General features: G+C 61.2%; 19 protein-coding genes and 1 pseudogene. 7 read left to right on the top strand and 13 right to left on the bottom strand.

The features are described 5' to 3' along the window. Positions 1 to 228: 228 nt before the first annotated feature. Positions 229 to 1,790, top strand: a pseudogene (locus ASB65_RS24995) (peptidoglycan DD-metalloendopeptidase family protein). A gap of 290 nt (positions 1,791 to 2,080) precedes the next feature. Here the strand turns inward: ASB65_RS24995 and mobB are convergent. From mobB to moaA, 5 genes are all read right to left on the bottom strand, one after another. Next, a complete protein-coding gene (mobB, locus tag ASB65_RS25000; RefSeq protein ID WP_060725728.1) occupies positions 2,081 to 2,596 on the bottom strand; it encodes a molybdopterin-guanine dinucleotide biosynthesis protein B in 516 nt (171 codons plus the stop codon). Next, positions 2,593 to 3,231 carry a molybdenum cofactor guanylyltransferase MobA gene (gene mobA / locus ASB65_RS25005; protein WP_060725729.1) on the bottom strand — a complete coding sequence of 213 codons (639 nt, stop codon included), beginning with the start codon at positions 3,229 to 3,231 and terminating at the stop codon, positions 2,593 to 2,595. Before mobA ends, mobB begins: the two co-directional genes overlap by 4 nt. Beyond that, positions 3,228 to 4,427 (bottom strand): multidrug effflux MFS transporter, encoded by a 1,200-nt coding sequence (locus ASB65_RS25010; RefSeq protein ID WP_060725730.1) that lies wholly within the window; start codon positions 4,425 to 4,427, stop codon positions 3,228 to 3,230. Before ASB65_RS25010 ends, mobA begins: the two co-directional genes overlap by 4 nt. Position 4,428: 1 nt before the next feature. Next, positions 4,429 to 5,397 carry a DMT family transporter gene (locus tag ASB65_RS25015; RefSeq protein WP_060725731.1) on the bottom strand — a complete coding sequence of 323 codons (969 nt, stop codon included), beginning with the start codon at positions 5,395 to 5,397 and terminating at the stop codon, positions 4,429 to 4,431. Positions 5,398 to 5,558: 161 nt separating this feature from the next. Further along, positions 5,559 to 6,608: a GTP 3',8-cyclase MoaA gene (moaA, locus tag ASB65_RS25020; RefSeq protein ID WP_060725732.1), complete on the bottom strand. Its 1,050-nt coding sequence runs from the start codon at positions 6,606 to 6,608 to the stop codon at positions 5,559 to 5,561. 132 nt (positions 6,609 to 6,740) lie between these two features. Here moaA and ASB65_RS25025 point away from each other — a divergent pair, with 132 nt between their 5' ends. The 3 genes from ASB65_RS25025 (at position 6,741) to ASB65_RS25035 (ending at position 9,786) form a co-directional block, all read left to right on the top strand. Continuing rightward, the gene (locus ASB65_RS25025) at positions 6,741 to 7,109 is read left to right on the top strand and encodes a gamma-butyrobetaine hydroxylase-like domain-containing protein (protein ID WP_060725733.1); all 369 of its coding nucleotides are present in this window, start codon (positions 6,741 to 6,743) and stop codon (positions 7,107 to 7,109) included. A 202-nt stretch (positions 7,110 to 7,311) separates the two neighbouring features. Next, on the top strand, positions 7,312 to 9,123 hold the full coding sequence (locus ASB65_RS25030) for a monovalent cation:proton antiporter-2 (CPA2) family protein (protein WP_060725734.1): 1,812 nt from the start codon (positions 7,312 to 7,314) through the stop codon (positions 9,121 to 9,123). Positions 9,124 to 9,177: 54 nt separating this feature from the next. Beyond that, positions 9,178 to 9,786, top strand: coding sequence for a pyridoxamine 5'-phosphate oxidase family protein (locus ASB65_RS25035; RefSeq protein ID WP_060725735.1), 609 nt, complete (start codon positions 9,178 to 9,180; stop codon positions 9,784 to 9,786). Between the two features lie 225 nt (positions 9,787 to 10,011). Here ASB65_RS25035 and ASB65_RS25040 read toward each other — a convergent pair whose 3' ends face one another. The 8 genes from ASB65_RS25040 to ASB65_RS25070 all read right to left on the bottom strand — a co-directional run bounded on the left by ASB65_RS25040 (position 10,012) and on the right by ASB65_RS25070 (position 17,819). Next, on the bottom strand, positions 10,012 to 11,082 hold the full coding sequence (locus ASB65_RS25040) for a GGDEF domain-containing protein (protein ID WP_003509694.1): 1,071 nt from the start codon (positions 11,080 to 11,082) through the stop codon (positions 10,012 to 10,014). A gap of 505 nt (positions 11,083 to 11,587) precedes the next feature. Continuing rightward, positions 11,588 to 12,805: a gephyrin-like molybdotransferase Glp gene (gene glp, locus ASB65_RS25045; protein ID WP_060725736.1), complete on the bottom strand. Its 1,218-nt coding sequence runs from the start codon at positions 12,803 to 12,805 to the stop codon at positions 11,588 to 11,590. Further along, a complete protein-coding gene (gene moaC, locus ASB65_RS25050; RefSeq protein ID WP_060725737.1) occupies positions 12,806 to 13,297 on the bottom strand; it encodes a cyclic pyranopterin monophosphate synthase MoaC in 492 nt (163 codons plus the stop codon). Positions 13,298 to 13,304: 7 nt separating this feature from the next. Further along, entirely contained in the window at positions 13,305 to 14,120 is an 816-nt protein-coding gene (gene trpC / locus ASB65_RS25055) for an indole-3-glycerol phosphate synthase TrpC (protein ID WP_060725738.1), read from the bottom strand. 10 nt (positions 14,121 to 14,130) lie between these two features. Next, positions 14,131 to 15,144: an anthranilate phosphoribosyltransferase gene (gene trpD / locus ASB65_RS25060; RefSeq protein WP_003503036.1), complete on the bottom strand. Its 1,014-nt coding sequence runs from the start codon at positions 15,142 to 15,144 to the stop codon at positions 14,131 to 14,133. A gap of 16 nt (positions 15,145 to 15,160) precedes the next feature. Beyond that, positions 15,161 to 17,053, bottom strand: coding sequence for a peptidylprolyl isomerase (locus ASB65_RS25065; RefSeq protein ID WP_081088471.1), 1,893 nt, complete (start codon positions 17,051 to 17,053; stop codon positions 15,161 to 15,163). Positions 17,054 to 17,462: 409 nt separating this feature from the next. Continuing rightward, complete coding sequence (locus ASB65_RS29135; protein ID WP_003503032.1) at positions 17,463 to 17,597, bottom strand: hypothetical protein; 135 nt, start codon at positions 17,595 to 17,597, stop codon at positions 17,463 to 17,465. 42 nt (positions 17,598 to 17,639) lie between these two features. Then, positions 17,640 to 17,819 carry a hypothetical protein gene (locus tag ASB65_RS25070; RefSeq protein ID WP_003503030.1) on the bottom strand — a complete coding sequence of 60 codons (180 nt, stop codon included), beginning with the start codon at positions 17,817 to 17,819 and terminating at the stop codon, positions 17,640 to 17,642. A 437-nt stretch (positions 17,820 to 18,256) separates the two neighbouring features. On the opposite strand from ASB65_RS25070, the gene coaD reads away from it, so the two are divergent. Genes coaD through ASB65_RS25085 form a run of 3 tightly spaced genes read left to right on the top strand, consistent with a single transcriptional unit; the run spans position 18,257 to position 19,896 of the window. Then, the gene (gene coaD, locus ASB65_RS25075; RefSeq protein ID WP_060725740.1) at positions 18,257 to 18,751 is read left to right on the top strand and encodes a pantetheine-phosphate adenylyltransferase; all 495 of its coding nucleotides are present in this window, start codon (positions 18,257 to 18,259) and stop codon (positions 18,749 to 18,751) included. Between the two features lie 29 nt (positions 18,752 to 18,780). Then, positions 18,781 to 19,350, top strand: coding sequence for a peptidylprolyl isomerase (locus ASB65_RS25080; RefSeq protein ID WP_060725741.1), 570 nt, complete (start codon positions 18,781 to 18,783; stop codon positions 19,348 to 19,350). Positions 19,351 to 19,386: 36 nt separating this feature from the next. Further along, entirely contained in the window at positions 19,387 to 19,896 is a 510-nt protein-coding gene (locus ASB65_RS25085) for a peptidylprolyl isomerase (RefSeq protein WP_003503025.1), read from the top strand. Positions 19,897 to 19,921 lie beyond the last annotated feature (25 nt).

Below are 19,921 nucleotides of genomic sequence, written 5' to 3' on the forward strand. Positions count from 1 at the left end.
TATCGAAGTGTCAAAAAAGCACTGAGCGGCTTAACGTTTTAACGGCGTGGTAACACTAACGCGCTTTAATCATAAACATCGACGCATGGTTTTCCCCACCTCGGGAAATGGGCCTTGCAAGAAGTGAAATTTGTGCCGGATCGCATCTAGATGCGGCGGGTTGGCGTCAGTGTAGATCGAGTCATGCGTATGAGACATTCGTCTAAAATCGGAAAATCAGTCGCAAAAATGTTCGCAGCGGCATTGCTGGCAAGCGTCGCAACGGGCTGTAGCTCGGATGCAACGCGGTTCAGTGGCCTCTTTTCCAGTGGACCGGATCGGATGACAACGGCGTCAATTCCTGCCCGTCAGGGCGGCGGTGCTTACGGGCAGGTCCCGGTCCCGCAGGGCGACATGAATGGCGGTTACGCCTCTGCCGCGCCGCAGGGTGGTTACGCCAACCAGAACATGGCCGGCAACTCCCATCCGCAGTCCGGTGGGTATGGCGGGGTTCAGCCTTCCACGGCCCGCGCGTCGGCCTCGCCGGGGCAGGGTTCCGGCTTTCGGCGCCGACCGCCGTGGCAAGCCGCGATCCGTCGACCCGCAACGAAGCCATGGCCCAGCCTTTCCCGTCCGCTCAGCCCAAGGCCGCGCCGTCTCTTGCAGCGCCCGCCCAGCAGGCTGCCGCCCCCGTCGCCGACAACCTGACCACCGCGACCGTACGTTCCGACAAGAATGGCTGGCACACCGATGGCGCTTCCTCCGTGACCCTGCGTCCCGGCGAAAGCATCGCGACACTCTCCAACCGTTACGGCGTTCCGGAAAAGGAACTGCTGCGCGTCAACGGTCTGAAGACCGCATCCTCGGCGCAGGCCGGCCAGTCGATCCTCATTCCGAAATTCGGCCAGGCCCGCAATGCCGCCAAGGATGCCGCCGGCAATATCGCTCTCAACCGCAATGGCGACCAGCCGACCCCGCTGCGCGGCCCCGAGGGGAACGTAGCCGTGCTGCCGTCGCAGACCGCCGTCCGTGACAAGGTTTCCTCCGAAGCCGGCAAGCTGACGCCTCCGGGCGGTAAGCCGTTGCCGCCGACCGGTGGTTACAAGGTTCAGCCGGGCGATAGCCTGGCGAAGATCGCCCGCGAAAACGGCGTGTCGGTTGCTGCCTTGAAGGCCGCGAACGGTCTCGGCAACGAAAGCATCCGCGTCGGCCAGACGCTCAACATGCCGGGCGCTTCGACGGATGCCATCAAGACAGCTTCCGTTCCTGCCAAGGAAGCGGCGAAGGCGGTCGAAACCGCATCCGTCAAGCCTGAGCCCTACAAGGCTCCCGCTGCCGCCGCCGCTCCGACTGCGCCTGCTACACCAGCCACGGCAAGTGTCAGCGATATCGAGAAGAAGGCCGACATGGCCTCCATCGCACCGGAATCCACCGGTATCGGCAAATATCGCTGGCCGGTCCGCGGTGCGGTCATCAACAATTTCGGCGACAATGTCGAAGGCAGCCGCAACGATGGCATCAACATCTCCGTTCCCGAGGGAACGCCGATCAAGGCCGCCGAAAACGGCGTGGTCATCTATGCGGGCAACGGCCTGAAGCAGCTCGGCAACACGGTTCTCGTCCGTCACGACGATGGCAAGGTCACGGTTTACGGCAATGCCGCCAATCTCGACGTACAGCGTGGCCAGAAGGTCCAGCGCGGCCAGACCATCGCCACCTCAGGCATGACCGGCAGCGCCAAGCGTCCGCAGGTTCACTTCGAAGTCCGCAAGGATGCGACGCCGGTGAACCCCTCCAGTTTCCTTGAATAGGTATTGCGTCTCAAGGAATGATGAAGCCGGGTGAAGAACCCGGCTTTTTCATTTTTGGGGTGGTGCGTGCGGAGAAGGTGCTGGAATGGGTGCCACGGGTTTAGTGGGTGTTGGTTTCCTCGCGGTTTTCTCCTCCGTCATGCCGGACCTGATCCGGCATCCAGTCGACGCGCGTCTGCGCGGTGGAATGAGTCTCCTCAGCCCAAGGACTTGAGCTGGCTGGATACCGGCTCAAGGCCGGTATGACGGATGTGGGGATGCAGCCCAAGTCACGTCGATCCGCTACGTGTCTAGCCCCTGACCAGCCCAACCGTCTTCCCGAGGAAGTCTGCGAGCGTGGCGGTATCGTCGAGATCGAAGACGGGAAGGGTGGCGTCTGCCACCTCATGATCGGCGGCAATCGCGACGATATGCGGATCGAGCGGCGCAAGCGGTTCGGTCTTGGCGGCCTCCAGCCGGCGCGCCTCGATCTTCGGCACCGGCTCATATTTGTAACCTTCGATCAGCACCAGATCGCAGGGGGCGAGGCGGGAGAGAATATCCTCGAAGGAGGGTTCCGGTTCGCCGCGCAGTTCATGCATGATGGCGAAACGGGTGCCGGAAACGATGGTAACCTCGTGCGCGCCAGCCTGCCGGTGACGCCAGCTATCCGCGCCGACCTTGTCGATATCGAAATCATGATGGGCGTGCTTGATGGTGGAGACGCGGTAGCCGCGCGCCGTCAGTTCGGTGACGATGCGCACCGCAAGGCCGGTTTTTCCCGAGTTCTTCCAGCCGGCGATGCCAAAGACCTTTTGTACCGTCATGGTTCCATGCTCTCCAGATAGCTTCGCGCCAGCGCCAGTTCATCCGGCGTGTTGATGTTGAAGAACGGATCGAGGCTGCCCTTTGCCGTTTCCAGCGGCGGGAAAGCCACGCCGATGGTGACATGCCGGGCAAGATAGGCGCGGATGCGCCGGTTCGCATCGTTCTTCAGCCACGCCTCGAGATCATCGGCGAGGGCCACCGGCCACAGCGCAAAAACCGGGTGAAGCTGGCCGCTGGAGGCGGCGATGACGATCGCATGATCTGACACGTGCTCGCAAAGGCGCGCCACAAGGTCGTCAGGAAAAAATGGGCTGTCGGCCGGCGCGGTAAGAAAATGACTGCCGGCGGTCTCGCGATTGCGGAAGTGGCGCATGCCTGCCAGAACGCCCGCGAGAGGGCCGGCATGGCCGTTCAGCGTATCAGGCAGCATCGGCAGGCCTAAACTCTCCGCCCAGCCGTTATTGCCGCTGATGGCGGCATTAATGGTGACATCCGAGACCTGCGGCGTGATGCGGCTGATGACATGAGAAATGAGGGGGCGATCGCCCAGCTGCACCATCGCCTTGTTGCTGCCCATGCGCCGCGAAAGCCCGCCGGCGAGCACGAGACCGGGTATTTCAAAAGGGGCCGTCATTCCCGCTTTTCCTGCAGCCTTACGATATAGGTGGTGAGGAGGGCGACAAGGCCGGTCGCCAGCATCACGAGAAGAAGCGGCCAGGTTCCATCCTCTTTGGACAGGACCGAGGAGGCGAGCACCGACAATGCCGCGCCGCCGCCGATGGTCATGGCGCCGCCGAGACCGGAGGCGGAGCCTGCCAGATGCGGCTGGACGCTGACCATGCCGGCATTGGCGCTCGGCAGCGTCACGCCGTTGCCGACGCCGATCAGGGCAAGCGGCACGAAAAACGCATAGGCGCTTTCCGCCCCGGCCGAGATCAGCACCATGGTCGTGACGATGCCCGCAATGGCGATGACATTGCCCGACAGCATCATGCGGGTGATGCCGATTTCGCTGGCATAACGGCCGGAAATGAAGTTGCCGAGCATATAGCCGCTGGCCATGAAGAAGAATTGCAGGCCGAGCATGGCCGGCGCAAGCCCGTAAAGCACGCTGCCGACGAAGGGCGCGCCGCCGAGGAAGGAAAAGAACATGCCCGATGAGAAGGTCGAGGTCAGCGCATAACCCCAGAAGAGCGGCGAGCGCAGCAGCTCCGGCCAGGCGTGAAACTGCTGGGAAAAACTCGCCGATTTGTTGTGGTTGGTTTCTCCGAGATCGAACCAGGCGAGCACCAGAATGCAGATGCCGAGCAGGCAGAGGAGGGCGAAGCTCGACTGCCAGCCGGAGATGTCGTTGAGCAGCCCGCCAACCGTCGGCCCCACCATCGGCACCACGGACATGCCCATGGTCACGTAGCCGATCATCGAGGCCGCCTGTTCCATTGGCACCATGTCACGCACGATGGCGCGCGCCAGCACGAAGCCGGAAACGACGGCCGCCTGCGCGACGCGCCCGATCATGAAAACGGTGATGTTGGGTGCGAGCATGCAGACGAGCGTTGCGACGATCATGATGGCGATGCTGACGAGCATCACCGGCCGGCGTCCGAAGAGATCGGAGAGCGGGCCGATGACGAGCTGCAGGCAGGCGGTGGCGGCAAGATAGCCCGAAACGGCAAATTGCATCACGGCATAATCGGTCTCGAAATAAAGCGCCATGGCCGCAAGCGAGGGCAGGAACACGTTCATGCAAAGCGCTGCGACGCCGGCGATGACGACTAGCGTGATGATGTGGGGCGGGGTGGTCCTGTCGAGAAAACGGCCGCTGTTCATCTCATTCTCCCGCTTCTTCCGTTACGGTAGTTTTCGTAACGGAAGCCGGCCGCACCGTGGTTGCGGCGGTGGGTGTCGCAGCCGAGCGCTTGGCCATCTGCGAACGCTTGCGCAGGCTTTCGCGATAGAAGGTATAGAGGCCCGAACCGATGACGATCATGGCGCCTGCGATGGTGTAGCTGTCGATTTTCTCGTTGAAGAAGAACACGCCGATCATGAAACCCCAGAGCAGGCTGGTGTAACGGAATGGCGCGACAAAGGAGATTTCGCCTGATCTCATCGCGAGAATGATCGCCTGATAGCCCACCAGCACCAGGATGGCGGAACCGGCGAGATGCGAGAGAATCATGAAATTCATCGGCTGCCAGCCGCCGAAGGGCACGATCAACAGGCCGCCCACGGCCATGTTGACGAAAGCGGTGATGACAGTGATGGCGAGTGAGGGCACATCCGCATACATCTTCCGGGTCAGCAGGTCACGCGCGGCGGTGACCGCAAGCGATGCGACGACGAGCAGCGCCCCCGGCGTGAAGCCTTCAGGGCCCGGGCGAATGATGATCAGCACGCCGATGAAACCGGTGATGATGGCCGCCCAGCGCCGCCAGCCCACGGGTTCGCGCAGGAAAAGGGCAGCCCCCAGCGTCACCACCAGCGGCAGGGATTGCAATATGGCCGAGGCGTTGGAGAATTCGATGAGGCCGAGCGCCGTCAGATAAAGCACGGCGGCTGTCACCTCGCAGAGACAGCGCAGGATGATGATGGGCCGCAGCAGGGTTTTGAGCGGCCGGAGCGCGCCGAAATGGCGTGCGGCGATATAGATCAGCACCACGGTCATGATGCCGCGCACGAACATGATCTGGCCGGTGTTGATATAGGGAGTGACGGACTTCGTCAGCGCATCATTGGCCGTGAAGCTTGCCATTGCGAGCGCCATGAAAAGTGCGCCGCGCGTATTGTCCGTCAATGCCATTCCCAAATATCCCAGACCATGCGCGGTTTACTCCGTCCGCCCTTGCGGGCGATCTGGAGCCGCCGTTCCGGCGCAACCACGCATTCCTCCATGCAAAGAGACGTGGCACGGCACAGCCGGTATTTCAACCGCTTATATGGGCGGGTGGACGAGAAAGAGGCTCAGCCGCCGGTCACGCTCATGTGGCGGGAGACGGCGGGCCGGTTATGGGTCCGGTCGATGATGAAATCATGCCCCTTCGGCTTGCGCAGCAGGGCTTCATCGATAGCGCTCGAGAGATAGACGTCGCTGTCGGAGGCGCGCAGCGCCGTGCGCAGATCGGCGGCGTCGTCCTGGCCGAGACACATATAAAGCGTGCCGGTGCAGGTGAGGCGCACGCGATTGCAGCTTTCGCAGAAATTATGCGTCATCGGGGTGATGAAGCCCATCCGGCCGCCAGTTTCCTTCACCGTCACGTAACGGGCGGGGCCGCCGGTCTGGTAATCGCTGTCGATGAGCGTGAAGCTCTTTTCGAGATCGGCGCGCAGCTGCGAAAGCGGCAGGTAGCGGTCAGTGCGATCTTCCTCGATCTCGCCCATCGGCATGGTTTCGATGACAGTCAGGTCCATGCCGCGGCCATGGGCGAAACGCATCAGATCGGGAATCTCGGCGTCGTTGAAGTCCTTAAGCGCCACGGCGTTGAGCTTGACCTTGATGCCCGCGGCCTGGGCCGCATCCAACCCTTCCATCACCCGGTCGATATCGCCCCAGCGGGTGATATGGCGGAATTTATCGCGGTCGAGCGTATCGAGCGAGACATTGATGCGGCGCACGCCGCAATCGGCGAGTTCGGCGGCGAATTTCGCAAGCTGCGAGCCGTTGGTGGTCAGCGTCAGTTCGTCGAGCGCGCCTGTTTGCACATGTCGGCCGAGGTTCCTCACCAGCGACATGATGTTCTTGCGCACCAGCGGCTCGCCGCCAGTCAGCCTCAGCTTGCGCACGCCGCGCGCGATGAAGACGGAACAGAGGCGGTCGAGTTCTTCGAGCGTCAGAAGGTCCTTCTTCGGCAGGAAGGTCATGTGCTCGGACATGCAATAGGTGCAGCGGAAATCACAGCGGTCGGTCACGGAAACGCGTAGATAGGTGATGGCGCGGCCGAAAGGGTCCACCATCGGTGTGCTGTTTTCCGTCAGGGTTTTCGCTTTTTCAAGCGAGCCGGGGAAACTGTTCACGTCTCCATCCTCATTGCGCCTTGCGCCGGGCACACACGCCTGATGTGTGCTCTATTAGGTGATGTAGTGGCTTGCCTATCGTGAGGCAAGTCCGTAATTCTGACGCATGTGACGAGCTTGCGGAAGTGAAAAATGAGTGATGCCTGGCCGACCGAGCTGCTTGTGTCGAAAGACCGGCGCGAATTGACTGTTTCCTTTGATGATGGAAGCGTTTACCGGCTTGGCGCCGAGATGCTGCGCGTGCTTTCGCCCTCGGCGGAAGTGCAGGGCCACGGGCCGGGACAAAAGGTCACGGTGCCCGGCAAACGCAATGTCGCCATCCGTTCCATGGTAGCGACCGGCAATTATGCGGTTCGCATCGTTTTCGACGATGGCCACGATAGCGGCATCTACACTTGGAAATATCTGAAGGAATTGGGTGAGACAGGGGATGCGCTGTTTGCCGATTACGAACGGCAGCTCGCCGAAGAGGGCTTGAGCAGGGAACCGCGATTCCGGTAGGCGCTTACTTCCCTCATTCCGGTGACAAGCACAGGAATGAGGGTGGGAGCAAAGGACATCTGAAGCACCATGTTCCGGCAGCAAATAACCCGTTGAATCTGCGCGCCGTCCGTCAGTAAAATCGTTTTCGCTTTTCCCGTCGATGCGCTAGGAAGTGAGGGAGGGAACACCCTCGTCTTATTGATTTTCAGCGGGGTGGCGTGTGGCTGTAGAAGCGAACGGAAATGATCTGGCCCAGGTGGTCGTATTGTTGGCGGCAGGCGTTGTCGCCGCGCCGATCTTCAAGCGCATCGGCCTCGGCTCGGTGCTCGGTTATCTGGCCGCCGGCCTTGTGATCGGGCCTTATGGTCTCGGTTTCTTTTCCGATTCGCAGGCCATTCTGCATATAGCGGAACTCGGCGTGGTGATGTTCCTGTTCATCATCGGCCTTGAAATGCAGCCCTCGCGGCTGTGGTCGATGCGGCAGGATATTTTCGGGCTGGGTGCTTTGCAGGTGCTGGTCTGTATGGCGGGTCTGACGCTGGTGGGCGTCAGCCTCGGTTTTCCCGTCATCATGTCCTTTGTCGCCGGCACCGGTTTCGTGCTGACCTCGACGGCGATCGTCATGCAGATGCTGCAGGAACGCAACAGCATGTCGAGCCTTAAAGGCCAGCGCATCATCGCCATCCTGCTGTTCGAGGATCTGGCCATCGTGCCGCTGCTTGCGCTTGTCGCCTTCCTCGGTGCGGGCGGCGAACATGTGACGGCGTCGGAGCGCTGGGTCTCCGTCGGCATCGCGCTTGCCGCCGTCGGCGCGCTCATCCTGGCCGGGCGTTATCTTCTCAACCCGTTTTTCCGCCTGCTGGCTGCTTCCGGCGCGCGTGAGGTGATGACGGCCGCGGCGCTGCTGGTGGTGCTCGGTTCGGCGCTTCTGATGCAGGTCAGCGGTCTTTCGATGGCCATGGGCGCTTTCCTTGCCGGCGTGCTTCTGTCGGAATCCTCTTTCCGTCACCAGCTCGAGGCAGATATCGAGCCGTTTCGCGGCATTCTGCTCGGGCTGTTCTTCCTCGGCGTCGGCATGGCCATCGATCTTGCCGTCATTGCCTCCAACTGGCAGCTCGTGCTGGTTAGCGTCGTCGCCTACATGCTGCTCAAGGCCTTCCTGATCTATGGCGTGGCGCGGGCGCTTGGCACTACCAGGCGCGAAAGCCTGGAACGGGCGGTACTGATGGCGCAGGGCGGCGAATTCGCCTTCGTGCTTTATTCGGCCGCCGTCAGCGCTGGTATTCTCGACCGGGAGGCGAACGCCATCCTGACGGCGACCATCATCATCTCCATGGTGCTGACGCCGCTGATGGTCATCCTGCATGACCGGCTGGTGCCGGCGGCGGTTCCCAATACCGACGATCTCGACGTGCCCGAGAATGTCGAGGGCAGCATTCTCCTGATCGGCTTCGGGCGTTTCGGCCAGATCGTCAGCCAGCCGCTTCTGGCGCGGGGCTATACGCTGTCGCTCATCGACAAGGATGCCGAGTTCGTGCGCGATGCGGCGGAATTCGGCTTCAAGGTCTATTATGGTGATGGTTCGCGGGCGGAAATCCTGCATGCGGCCGGCGCCAGCACGGCGCGCGCGGTTCTCATCTGCGTCGACGACAAGGAGGCCGCGGTCAGGATCGCGGAGATCGTCAAGCACGAATTCCCGCTGGTGCCGGTCCTTGCCCGTGCTTACGACCGTGGCCATGCCATTGATCTGCTCAAGGCGGGTGTCGATTACCAGATCCGCGGGACGCTGGAATCGGCGCTGAATTTCAGCGAGGAAGTGCTTGGCGCCATGGGCGAGGAGCGGGAAGACGCCGCCCGTCTGGTGGAGGAATTCCGCGACCGCGACGAGGAACGTTTCGCCATGGAAGTCGTCGGCGGCATCTATGCCGGCCGGTCGCTGATCCGCGGCAACGCCCAGCCGGCCGATCTGGTTGCCGCCCGCACGGCGCGCGAGCGGGCCGAGCGGGAAAAGGCGGAAGCAGCAGAGGAATAGGACGCGCCGATCTTTCGATGTCGGCAAAGGGAATTCGTATGGATAGGAACGGATATGACGATCATTCGCACGGTTGAGGAATTGAGGGCCATCTATGACGGCACGAGCGAGGCATCGATCGCCAAGGTGACAGCCACGCTGACGGCCGAATACAGGCTGATGATCGAGACTTCGCCGTTCCTCGCGCTGGCGACGGTCGGGCCGGAGGGCATGGACTGTTCACCGCGCGGCGACAAGGGCGGCGTGGTCAGGGTGGCTGATGACAGGACGGTGCTTCTGCCGGACTGGCGCGGCAATAACCGCGTGGATTCGCTTTTGAACATCGTGCGCGATCCGCGCGTGGCGCTGATGTTCCTGATCCCCGGCTCGAACACGACGATGCGCATCAACGGCCGCGCCGTGGTCTCCGTCGCTCCCGATCTGCTGGAGAGCTTCGAGATGGATGGCAAACATCCGCGCACGGTTATCGTGGTGACGATCGACGAAGTCTATTTCCAGTGCGCCCGGGCGCTGATGCGCTCCGAGCTGTGGAACCCCGATAATTTCGTCGATCCGGCGGCGCTCCCGACACCCGGTCTTCTGCTCAAGGCGGCGAAGGCGGAGTTCGATCAGGAAACCTATGACCGCGAATGGGCGGCGCGGGCGGCGAAGACCATGTGGTGAGGCGCAATAAAGACGCGACCGTCGGGCCGCTGAGGCAAGCCTCGCAAGGCTTACGCCATTGGCGAAAGCGGAGTGTCTCACTCCGTCACCCCGGACTGGTCCGGGGTCTAGCGCGATCAAGTCCTTGATCGCCAGAGACTCTTTTCACGGCGCAGACGCGCCGTGACTGGATGCCGGATCAAGTCCGGCATGACGGGGGAGATAGTGGCGCGTACGCCAACATCCTCAAGTCCGATAAATCAGCCAGTTCTTCCCGACATAGTTCTTCTGCATGCCGTCCTCATAATAGACGGAGCGGTTCCGGCCGGTTTCCTTGGCATGGTAGAGCGCCGTATCGGCATGGCCGTAAAGCTCGCTCGGATTGGTGGCCTGTGCGGCGGAGGCGAAGCCGATGGAAATTGTCACCGTGCCATAGTCGGCGCCCGATCTCGAATTGCGGAACGGCGTGCTTTCCAGCGACAGGCGGATGCGCTCGCACGTCACCATCACCTCTTCGGGCGTGTTGCCATCCAGAATGATGGCGAATTCCTCGCCGCCGCTTCTGGCGACAAAACCATCCTTGCGGACATTGGCGCGGATGACCGAGGCGACGGTGGCGAGAATCTTGTCGCCGACCGGATGGCCGAATGTGTCGTTGACCCGCTTGAAGTGATCGATATCGAGCAGAACCAGCGTGGTATATTGCAGGCCGATGGAGCTGTCATAAACCGATGCCAGCCGGTCGTCGAAGGCGCGCCGGTTGGAGAGGCGCGTCAGCGAGTCGGTATTGGCGATGCGCTTGTATTCGTCCAGTTCGAGGCGCACCTGATGCATTTCCTCGGCATGGCGATTGACGTCATTGAACGCCTTTTCGCCGTCGATGATTTTCGAGCCGGTGGCTTCGGCCAGCAATGAGATTGCATTCCTCAGAATATTGCTGCTGGCGGCGTTCTTGTCGTCGATGCGCTGGCGCGTTTCGCCGAGAATCCTGTTGTAGTTTTCGATGGAGGATTGTTCGCGCCTCAGCGTTCCCAGCAGACCCTCCAGTTCACGCCGCAGCTTGTCATGCGCATCGTCGATCGACCGTGCGGGATTACCTTCGCCGTAGCGTGAGGACAGCTCGTCCAGATCTTCCTGCGTCACCCGGTTGCCGAGCGCGGCCAGATCCTTCGTCAGGGCAGGGTTCGAACCGATATAGGCTTCGTAAAACAGGCTGTAGTTACGCGGGATCGGCGAAACACCCATGCTCCGCATGGCATAGGCAATCTGCCCGGCAATGTCGGGCCCCGTGGTTTTGGGCGTGGATGCCGTGTTCATCAAGAAACTCCAGTGAGTCTGCTTATCGACTATGATTATTATTATGAAGCTAGTTTTGGAAAGCTTAATTTACGGGAAACTAATTTTTGTTTCCAGAAACTCGTTTTTCGCCAATTTTTATTTTAGTTAATTGATAAATATAAGTAATTTTCATTTTGAAGAATTCCGGAGCTTTTTATCTCTACTATTCGTCTTGGTGACAGCATCGCATTTATTCTGTCAATCCCAATAACGGGGTTGGTGTGATTTATTTTGGCACAACAATAAGGAAAGATATTGCCGGGATGAAAAGAGATGAGGTTTTTTGAGTTGGGAGAGACACCGCCTATAGGCGGCGTTTTCTGTCATCCGTGTCGGGATACAGTAACGTTACAGTTTTATTTGCGGCTCCATGCCATGCGGGATGCGGCAGTGCCATTTTGTGACGGCGCCGCAACCATTCGGCAAATTTTGCGAAGGGATCAATTATGCTTCCGGCCGCAGCTTCGGCCGCACCGACTGCGTGTCAGGATTTCAGCCTTATGACCGGGCATTCCGCCCCGGCGGTTGCCGCCGGCGCATGTGGCGGGCGCACGATCAGGCCATCGGAATGGGCCAATATCTTCATCATCGATGAATCCTGCTTCGCGTAGGCTTCCGCCACCAGCATGCTGTTTTCGTCCGTGCTGAAACGGGCGCGCAGATAGTCCTGCCGTTGGTCATTCGCCTTCAGCGGTGTGGCGGTGCGGGCTGTAGCTTCGCGTTGCAGGGGGGCGCGGCGGGCGGTGCTGCGGGCCAGGGGGTCGAGGAACAGCAGGCCGCAGAGGAGGGTCGCAACCGGGTTTCCAGGCAGGCCCAGAACCTGCATGGCGCCAATGGCGCCGACCATCAGCGGTTTCCCCGGACGCATGGCGATGCGCCAGAAATCGAGCTGCATGCCTTCCGCCTTCAACGCGGCCTGCACGAGGTCGTGGTCGCCAACGGAGGCGCCGCCGAGCGTCACCAGCACATCGACCTTCGCCGCGACGGCCTTGCCGATGGCCGCGCGGATCAACCCCTCGTCATCGGCAATGATGCCGAGGTCGAGAACCTCTGCGCCGGCCTGCCGGGCAAGGGCTGCAACACCGAAGGTGTTGGAGGCGATGATCTGGGCGGGCTGCGGGGCGCTTCCCGGCGGCAGCAACTCATCGCCGGTGGCGAGGATGGCGATGCGCGGCTTGCGATAGACGGTCAGCGCGGCATGGTTCATCGCCGCCGCCAGTGTCAGGTCGGTGAAGCCAAGTTCACGCCCGGCCTTCAGCGCCGTTTCGCCTTCGGTAAAATCCTGCCCGCGCGGGCGGATATGTCGCCCGGCGGTGACGTCGAAGGCGGTGCGGATCTTTCCGCTCTCCAGCACTTCGGCATCTTCCTGAATGAGGACCGTATCCGCACCCTGCGGCACCGGCGCGCCGGTGAAGATGCGTACGGCCTGGCCTTCACCAACAGTGCCGGTAAAAGCATGGCCGGCGGCGGCCTGGCCGATGACGGTGAGAACCGAGCCGATACAGAGCGCATCGGCACTTCGCAGCGCATAGCCATCCATGGCCGAAGCATCAAAGGGCGGCTGGGTGAGACGCGCCGTAAGGTCGGCCGAGAGAACGCGACCATCACATTCGGCAAGCGGCAGGGTCTCGCTTTCGGTCACCGGAACCGCTGCCTCCAGAAGGCGTGTTATGGCCTCAGCCACGGGCAGCAGCGGTTTCATTCAGGTCTCCTGTCGCCGGAAATCGCCGGATTTGCCGCCGCTCTTTTCGAGAAGGCGGATATTGACGATTTCCATCGCCTTGTCGGCGGCTTTCGCCATGTCATAGATCGTCAGGCAGGCAATGGAGACGGCGGTCAGCGCTTCCATCTCCACGCCCGTTTTGCCAGACAGTTTCACCGTGGCCTCGACTCTCAGGCCGGGCAGGGCGGTATCTTCGGTAATATCGACCGCAACCTTGGTCAGCATCAGCGGATGGCAGAGCGGAATGAGGTTTGCCGTCTGCTTGGCGGCCATGATGCCCGCCAGACGGGCAGTGCCGATGACATCGCCCTTCTTGGCATTGCCGTCGCGGATGAGCGCCAGCGTTTCCGGCTTCATCTTCACAAAGCCTTCGGCCACGGCGACGCGGATGGTCTCGGCCTTGTCGCCGACATCGACCATATGCGCTTCGCCGCTCGCATCGATATGGGTGAGCCTGTTTGCCTCGCTCATCGGGGCTTTATTCCGCTGCCAGAATGCCGGATTGGCCTGTCAGCAGCGCTTTGGTCGCCGCCGTCACATCGTCCTTGCGCATCAGGCTTTCGCCGACGAGGAAGGTGCTGATGCCGCTCTTTTCCAGACGCTGGCAGTCCTCGAAGGTGAAGATGCCGCTTTCGCCCACCAGCAGCCGGTCAGCCGGCACGAGGCCCGCCAGCTTCTCGCTGGTTTCGACGCTGACTTCGAAGGTGCGCAGGTTGCGGTTGTTGATGCCGAGAAGCGGCGAGGCGAGTTTCAGCGCCCGTTCGGTTTCTTCGGCGTCATGCACCTCGACCAGCACATCCATGCCAAGCGCAAAAGCCTCGTCTTCAAGGCGTTTCGCCTCGTCATCGGAGAGCGACGCCATGATGAGGAGAATGCAGTCCGCGCCCCAGGCACGGGCTTCATGCACCTGGTAAGTATCGAACATGAAATCCTTGCGCAGCGCCGGCAAAGCGCAGGCATTGCGGGCGGCGGTCAGGAATTCCGGTGCGCCCTGAAAGCTCGGCGTATCCGTCAAAACCGACAGACAAGCGGCGCCACCGGCTTCATAGGCGGCGGCCAGCGCCGGCGGATCGAAATCCGGACGGATCAGGCCCTTGGAGGGGCTCGCCTTCTTGATTTCGGCGATCAGCCCGAACTTGCCTTCGGCCTGCTTTGCCCTCAGCGCTTTATAAAAGCCGCGGGGCGCGCTCTGGTCTGCGGCCATGGCCTTCAGATCGGCCAGCGAAACCTTCGCCTTGGCGGCGGCGATTTCCTCGCGCTTGTAAGTCTCGATCTTTTTGAGAATGTCGCTCATGATCTCGCTCTCATTCTTCGTTGGACACGGCAACCAGACGGTCGAGCGCGGCTGCGGCCTTGCCGCTGTCCAGCGCCTCGCTGACGATCGCCATCGCCTCAGTGAGCGTTTCCGCCTTGCCGGCAATGACCAGCGCTGCGGCCGCGTTGCACAGCGACACGTCACGATAGGCGTTGCGTTTGCCGGACAGGACCTCGCGCAGTGCTGCTGCATTGGCAATGCCGTCGCCGCCCTTCAGGTCTTCCATGGAAGCGGGCTCGACGCCGAAATCCTTCGGCGTCAGGTCGAAAGTGCGGATCTTGCCGCCTTCCAGCGCCGCCACATGGGTAACGCCCGTGGTCGTCACCTCGTCCATGCCGTCGCCATGCACGACCCAGATGCTTTCAGAACCGAGATCGCGCAGCACTTCGGCAAGCGGCACCAGCCAGCGCGGCGAGAAGACGCCGAGCAGTTGGCGTTTTGCGCCTGCCGGATTGGAAAGGGGGCCAAGCAGGTTGAAGATCGTCCGCGTGCCGAGTTCGACGCGGCTGGGGCCGACATGGCGCATGGCCGAATGGTGCAGCTGCGCGAACATGAAGCCGAGACCCGCCTCGCTGATGCAGCGGGCGATGAGCTCAGGACCGATATCGAGCTTCACGCCAAGCGCGGAGAGTGCGTCTGCCGTGCCGGATTTGGAGCTCAGCGCCCGGTTGCCATGCTTGGCAACGGGCAGGCCCGTTCCGGCGACGATGATCGAGGCGAGTGTCGAGATATTATAGGTGCCGATGCCGTCACCGCCGGTTCCGACGATATCGATGGCATTGGCGGGAGCCGAAACCGGCAGCATGCGGGCGCGCATGGAGGAGACGGCGCCGACGATTTCGTCCACCGTTTCGCCGCGCACGCGCAGCGCCATCAGGAAGCCGCCAATCTGCGACGGCGTGGCTTCGCCCGACATCAAAACGTCGAAAGCCGCCCGCGATTCCTCGCGGTTCAGGCTCTCTCCATTTGCGACCTTGGCGATCAGCGGCTTCAGTTCGGCCATCTTGTCGCCCCCCGGGTTAGAAGCCGACCATCGCCTGATCGGCGAGGGCCTGATTGATGGTGACACCATAGTCATTCTGCAGGCGGTTGACCATCTGGTCCAGCATGTCGTCGCCGGCCGCGCGGGCAATGGCGGCAAACTGCTGGTCGTCATTGGCAAGCGCGTCTGCAGGCGCATTGGTGTCGACGGAGGTGACCTTGAAGAGGATGCGGCTGGAACCCTCGGCATCGGCGGCAGTGCCGACCACGCCTTCGGCGCCCGAGAAGACGGCGGCGATGGTCTGCCGGCCGAAAATCGCGTCCTCGCTGGGGCGGCGCAGGCCGGATTTCTGCTCGACGGCAAGGCTCAGCTCACCGGCCACGGCCTCCCGCGTGTCGCCCTTTTCGACGCGCGCCTTCAGTTCCTCGGCCTTGGCGGCAAGCGCGTTGCGCTGCTGTTCCGCCGTCCAGTCGGCCACGACATCGTCGCGGACTTCGGCAAGCGTACGGTCGCGGGCGGCGATGATCTGGTCGACATCGAACCAGATGTAGCCTTCACGGCCGAGATTGATCGGCAGGGCTTCCGTGCCGGGTTCGGTCTTGAAGACCTCCTGCGCGAGCTGCGGGGAGGGCAGGCCCTGAATCGCATCGCCCTTCTCATCGAGGCCGGAAGCGTCGATGGCGGCGATGGTGACGGCCTTCAGGTTCAGCTGCGTTGCCGCATCCGCGAGCGAAGAGCCGCCGGCGCGCAGGTCCTCGTAACGGTCATGAACATTGGTGATTTCTTCCGCAGCGGCGGCGGTGGCGAGGTCCTTGCGGATATCCTCCTTCGCCTCTTCCAGCGTGCGGGTGGTTTCCGGCTTGATGCCGGTGACGCGCAGGAGCACCGGGCCGAAGGAACCTTCGACCACCGGCGATACGCCGCCATCCTTCTGGATGGCGAAAGCGGCATCGGCAATCGACTGGTCGGGGATGGTATCCTTGGTGAATTCGCCGAGCGTGACGTCCGACGCGGCCTTGCCCTGATCCTTCACCACCTGGTCATAGGTGGTATTGCCGAGGCGGATCTGTTCGGCGGCTGCTTCGGCCATTTCCTTTTCAGGGAAGGTCAGCTGCTCCACCGTGCGGCGGCCGGCGGTGCGGAAGCTGGCCTTGTGGCTGGTGGAATAATCAGCGATCTGGGCGTCGGGGACGGGGGCCTGGTCGGCCATGTCCGACGGTTCCAGCTTCACATAGGGGAACTTGCGGGACTCGGGCGCGCGGTATTTCGTCTTGTTGGTTTCGAACCAGGGTGTGAGCACATCGTCGCCCGGCGCCTTGACCGGCGGAATGACGGCGTTCGAAAGAATGACGTAATCGACCGAGCGCTGTTCATTACGATATTGCTTCAGCGCATCCACCAGCACCTGCGGTGCGGCAAAACCATCGGAGACGGCTTCAACGATCTGGCTTCGGACGGCAACCTTGCTGCGTTCCTTGATATAGTCGTCCTCGCGGAAGCCGGAATTGCGCAGGCGCTCGCTGAAGAGATTACGGTCGAACTGGCCGTTGACTGACTTGAAGGCCGGGTCTTCGGCGATGAGGTTGGCGAGGCGGTTTTCCGAAAGGCCGAGATTCATCTTCGAGGCCAGCTCGTCAAGGGCTGCACCGGCCGCAAGCTGGCTGAAGACCTGACGGTCGATGCCGAAGGCCTTGGCCTGTTCGGTCGTCAGCCGGGTGCCGAACTGGCGGCTGAGATCGGAAATCTGGCGCTGATAGGCGAGGCGGAACTCCTCAGGGCTGACCGTCTGGTCGCCCACCGTCATGACGGCGTGGGAATTGGCGGTGACAAGCGATGCGGAGACGCCCCAGACGCCAAACGAAACAACAAGCAGGAGAAGCAGCAGCTTGGCTGCCATGGTTCGAGAAGCATTTCTCAGGGAATCGAGCATCGTTATGCAAACCTCACAGGAACGTCATCGCGGTCGCCGGCTGTCCGGCCCGCAACGTATCGGCGTTCCTTAAATCAATCCAAACGGAAATTGAAGGGAATTTGCCTTTGAAAAACGGGGTTTTGAAAACGGTTGTGTGATTGGAGGCGCCGAAATGGAGGCGATGGTCCGATATCGGCTGCCTCTCCTTACCTCATTCCTGTGCTTGTCACAGGAATTAAGCCAGCTCAAGTCCTTGGGCTGAAAGGACTCCTCCCACTGCATGAGAGCCACATCGGCCGGTTTCCCGTGACAAGCACAGGAATGAGGGAAGGAGAGGCTGGCGGCTTGGCAAAACAAAACCGCCCGGAAGGTCCAGGCGGTTGAAAAAGAATCATTTCTAAGGGGCCGTCGGGTCGGTTCGCCGCGCTCAGAAGGCGCGGTCGCGCCGGATCGTCGCCTTGAATTCCTCATCCTCCCGCCGCATCTCGGCGACGACTGATATCATCGATGTCACGAACATTACGCTGATCAGGGCCAGAAGCATCGTCAGAAATGTGAACATTGATATCGTCTCCGGGAGTTATGGGGAAATTCTCCCCGTTCCTCAGTAATAATTCATATACTGGTAACGGGCGGTCAGCTGCGGGTAGTCCGGTCCCTGGGTTTCAGGCTTCTGCTCATAAAGGCTAAACGTCGTTGCTACCATTGCGATAACCAGTACTGTCCAGGCGGTGCTGATGACGCTGATTTTCGCCGAAGTAGACTGTTTTTCTCTTACAAACATCTGTCCGTTCCTTTGGTTCTTTCTTAACGCGCCATGTCTCAACATGTTCCGCGTCAACCGTAAAAATCGATTAGCATCGCGCCTGTGAAACTTCCTTGAATGGCTCGTTCATCTGGCGTTCAGGAAACTGGCTAAGGCCGTCATTCGAGAAAAAGATACTCGGCAGCGAATGATGCGATGATCGAAAGGACGATCATGAAGGCCAGCATTTTCAATTCTCCGGATGCTTAACGAGTGAGGGGCGTTTCGGTTTCCCGATGTTGTGCATTTAAACAAAATAGCTGTGAAACCGCACTGAACGGCCCATTCATCCCGGGTTCACGCCGCAGCCGGGCTTGTGAGGGATGGTTATAAAGTCTTGCGCCGCGTGCCTCTCCATGACAAAAGGCGGGCACATGATACCCAGCATCGAAGCGCGCCCACCACCTGAGAGCGATATGACGATTGCCTTTTATCCAGGATCTTTCGATCCGATGACCAACGGACATCTGGATGTGCTTATCCAGGCGCTGAATGTGGCGTCGAAAGTCATCGTTGCCGTCGGCATCCATCCCGGAAAAGCGCCGCTGTTCAGCTTCGAAGAGCGGGCGGCGCTGATAAAGCAGGCGCTTGCCGAACAGCTGCCCGATCAGGCGGCGCGCATGGAAGTCGTTTCTTTCGATAATCTGGTCGTCGACGCCGCGCGCCAGCACGGCGCGCATCTCCTGCTGCGCGGCCTGCGTGACGGCACAGATCTCGATTATGAAATGCAGATGGCCGGCATGAACCGCCAGATGGCGCCTGATATTCAGACCGTGTTCCTGCCCGCCGGCACGTCGTCGCGACCCATTACAGCCACATTGGTCCGGCAGATCGCCGCCATGGGCGGCAATGTCGACGCCTTCGTGCCCAAGGCCGTGCTTGAAGCCCTCAACGCCAAGCTGAAGCGCTGACTTCAGCCTCACATTCTGGAGCCAATCCGATGAAACTCGTTCGATTTGCCTTTGCTGGCGCCATGTTTGCAGGTGCGCTTGCCGTCAGCACCCTCGCTTCGGCCGCCGAACTTCTCACCGTCCAGCTGAAGGATGGTCCCGTTGTCATCGAGCTGATGCCCGATGTTGCGCCGAAGCACGTGGCGCAGATCGAGGCGCTGGCCAAGAAGGGCGCTTATGACAACGTCGCCTTCCACCGCGTCATCGACGGCTTCATGGCGCAGACCGGCGACGTGCAGTATGGCAACATGGAGAAGGGCTTCAGCGCCCAGCGCGCCGGCACCGGCGGTTCCGACCTGCCGGATATTCCGGCCGAATTCTCCAAGGTTCCGTTCACGCGTGGTGTGGTCGGCATGGCCCGCTCGCAGGACCCGAATTCCGCCAATTCGCAGTTCTTCATCATGTTTGCCGATGGTCCGTTCCTGAACGGGCAATATACCGTGGTCGGCAAGGTCGTGTCCGGCATGGAAGCCGTTGACAAGATCAAGCGCGGCGCCGGCGGCAACGGCGAAGTTTCCAACCCCGACCGGATGATCAAGGTCACCGTCGGCAAAAAGTAAGGTAGGGCAATAGAGCCCGAACAGAGGAGAATAACCATGGCCGAGATCAAGGATCCGGAAAACACCATCATCATGGAAACGACGACCGGCAAGGTCGTGATCCAGCTGCTGCCGGAAGTTGCTCCGGGCCACGTTGCCCGCATCAAGGAACTCGTATCGGAAGGCGCTTATGACGGCGTCGTGTTCCACCGCGTCATCGAAGACTTCATGGCCCAGACCGGCGACGTGCAGTTCGGCAAGAAGGGTTCCGACAGCTTCAACCCGGCCCGCGCCGGCATGGGCGGTTCCGACAAGCCGGACCTGAAGGCTGAATTCTCCGCCATCCCGCATGTGCGCGGCACCTGCTCCATGGCCCGTTCGCAGAGCCCGAACTCCGCCAATTCGCAGTTCTTCATCTGCTTCACGGATTCTCCGTGGCTCAACAAGCAGTACACCGTCTGGGGCCAGGTCATCGAAGGCATGGAAGCCATCGATAAGGTCAAGCGCGGCGAGCCGGTGAAGGATCCCGATTCGATCGTTTCCATCAAGCTCGCTTCGGCGGCCTGATTTTCGGAAGTTGCAGTTTGACCCG

Origin of the sequence: Agrobacterium tumefaciens str. B6, assembly GCF_001541315.1 — a bacterium.
Classification (GTDB): domain Bacteria; phylum Pseudomonadota; class Alphaproteobacteria; order Rhizobiales; family Rhizobiaceae; genus Agrobacterium; species Agrobacterium radiobacter.

Excerpts from the sequence above, each read along its gene's own strand:
- mobB (WP_060725728.1), bottom strand. The coding sequence starts at position 2,596 with ATGACGGTACAAAAGGTCTTTGGCATCGCCGGCTGGAAGAACTCGGGA.
- mobA (WP_060725729.1), bottom strand. The coding sequence starts at position 3,231 with ATGACGGCCCCTTTTGAAATACCCGGTCTCGTGCTCGCCGGCGGGCTT.
- ASB65_RS25010 (WP_060725730.1), bottom strand. The coding sequence starts at position 4,427 with ATGAACAGCGGCCGTTTTCTCGACAGGACCACCCCGCCCCACATCATC.
- ASB65_RS25015 (WP_060725731.1), bottom strand. The coding sequence starts at position 5,397 with ATGGCATTGACGGACAATACGCGCGGCGCACTTTTCATGGCGCTCGCA.
- ASB65_RS25025 (WP_060725733.1), top strand. The coding sequence starts at position 6,741 with ATGAGTGATGCCTGGCCGACCGAGCTGCTTGTGTCGAAAGACCGGCGC.
- ASB65_RS25035 (WP_060725735.1), top strand. The coding sequence starts at position 9,178 with ATGACGATCATTCGCACGGTTGAGGAATTGAGGGCCATCTATGACGGC.
- ASB65_RS25040 (WP_003509694.1), bottom strand. The coding sequence starts at position 11,082 with ATGAACACGGCATCCACGCCCAAAACCACGGGGCCCGACATTGCCGGG.
- glp (WP_060725736.1), bottom strand. The coding sequence starts at position 12,805 with ATGAAACCGCTGCTGCCCGTGGCTGAGGCCATAACACGCCTTCTGGAG.
- moaC (WP_060725737.1), bottom strand. The coding sequence starts at position 13,297 with ATGAGCGAGGCAAACAGGCTCACCCATATCGATGCGAGCGGCGAAGCG.
- trpC (WP_060725738.1), bottom strand. The coding sequence starts at position 14,120 with ATGAGCGACATTCTCAAAAAGATCGAGACTTACAAGCGCGAGGAAATC.
- trpD (WP_003503036.1), bottom strand. The coding sequence starts at position 15,144 with ATGGCCGAACTGAAGCCGCTGATCGCCAAGGTCGCAAATGGAGAGAGC.
- ASB65_RS25065 (WP_081088471.1), bottom strand. The coding sequence starts at position 17,053 with ATGCTCGATTCCCTGAGAAATGCTTCTCGAACCATGGCAGCCAAGCTG.
- ASB65_RS29135 (WP_003503032.1), bottom strand. The coding sequence starts at position 17,597 with ATGTTCACATTTCTGACGATGCTTCTGGCCCTGATCAGCGTAATGTTC.
- ASB65_RS25070 (WP_003503030.1), bottom strand. The coding sequence starts at position 17,819 with ATGTTTGTAAGAGAAAAACAGTCTACTTCGGCGAAAATCAGCGTCATC.
- coaD (WP_060725740.1), top strand. The coding sequence starts at position 18,257 with ATGACGATTGCCTTTTATCCAGGATCTTTCGATCCGATGACCAACGGA.
- ASB65_RS25080 (WP_060725741.1), top strand. The coding sequence starts at position 18,781 with ATGAAACTCGTTCGATTTGCCTTTGCTGGCGCCATGTTTGCAGGTGCG.
- ASB65_RS25085 (WP_003503025.1), top strand. The coding sequence starts at position 19,387 with ATGGCCGAGATCAAGGATCCGGAAAACACCATCATCATGGAAACGACG.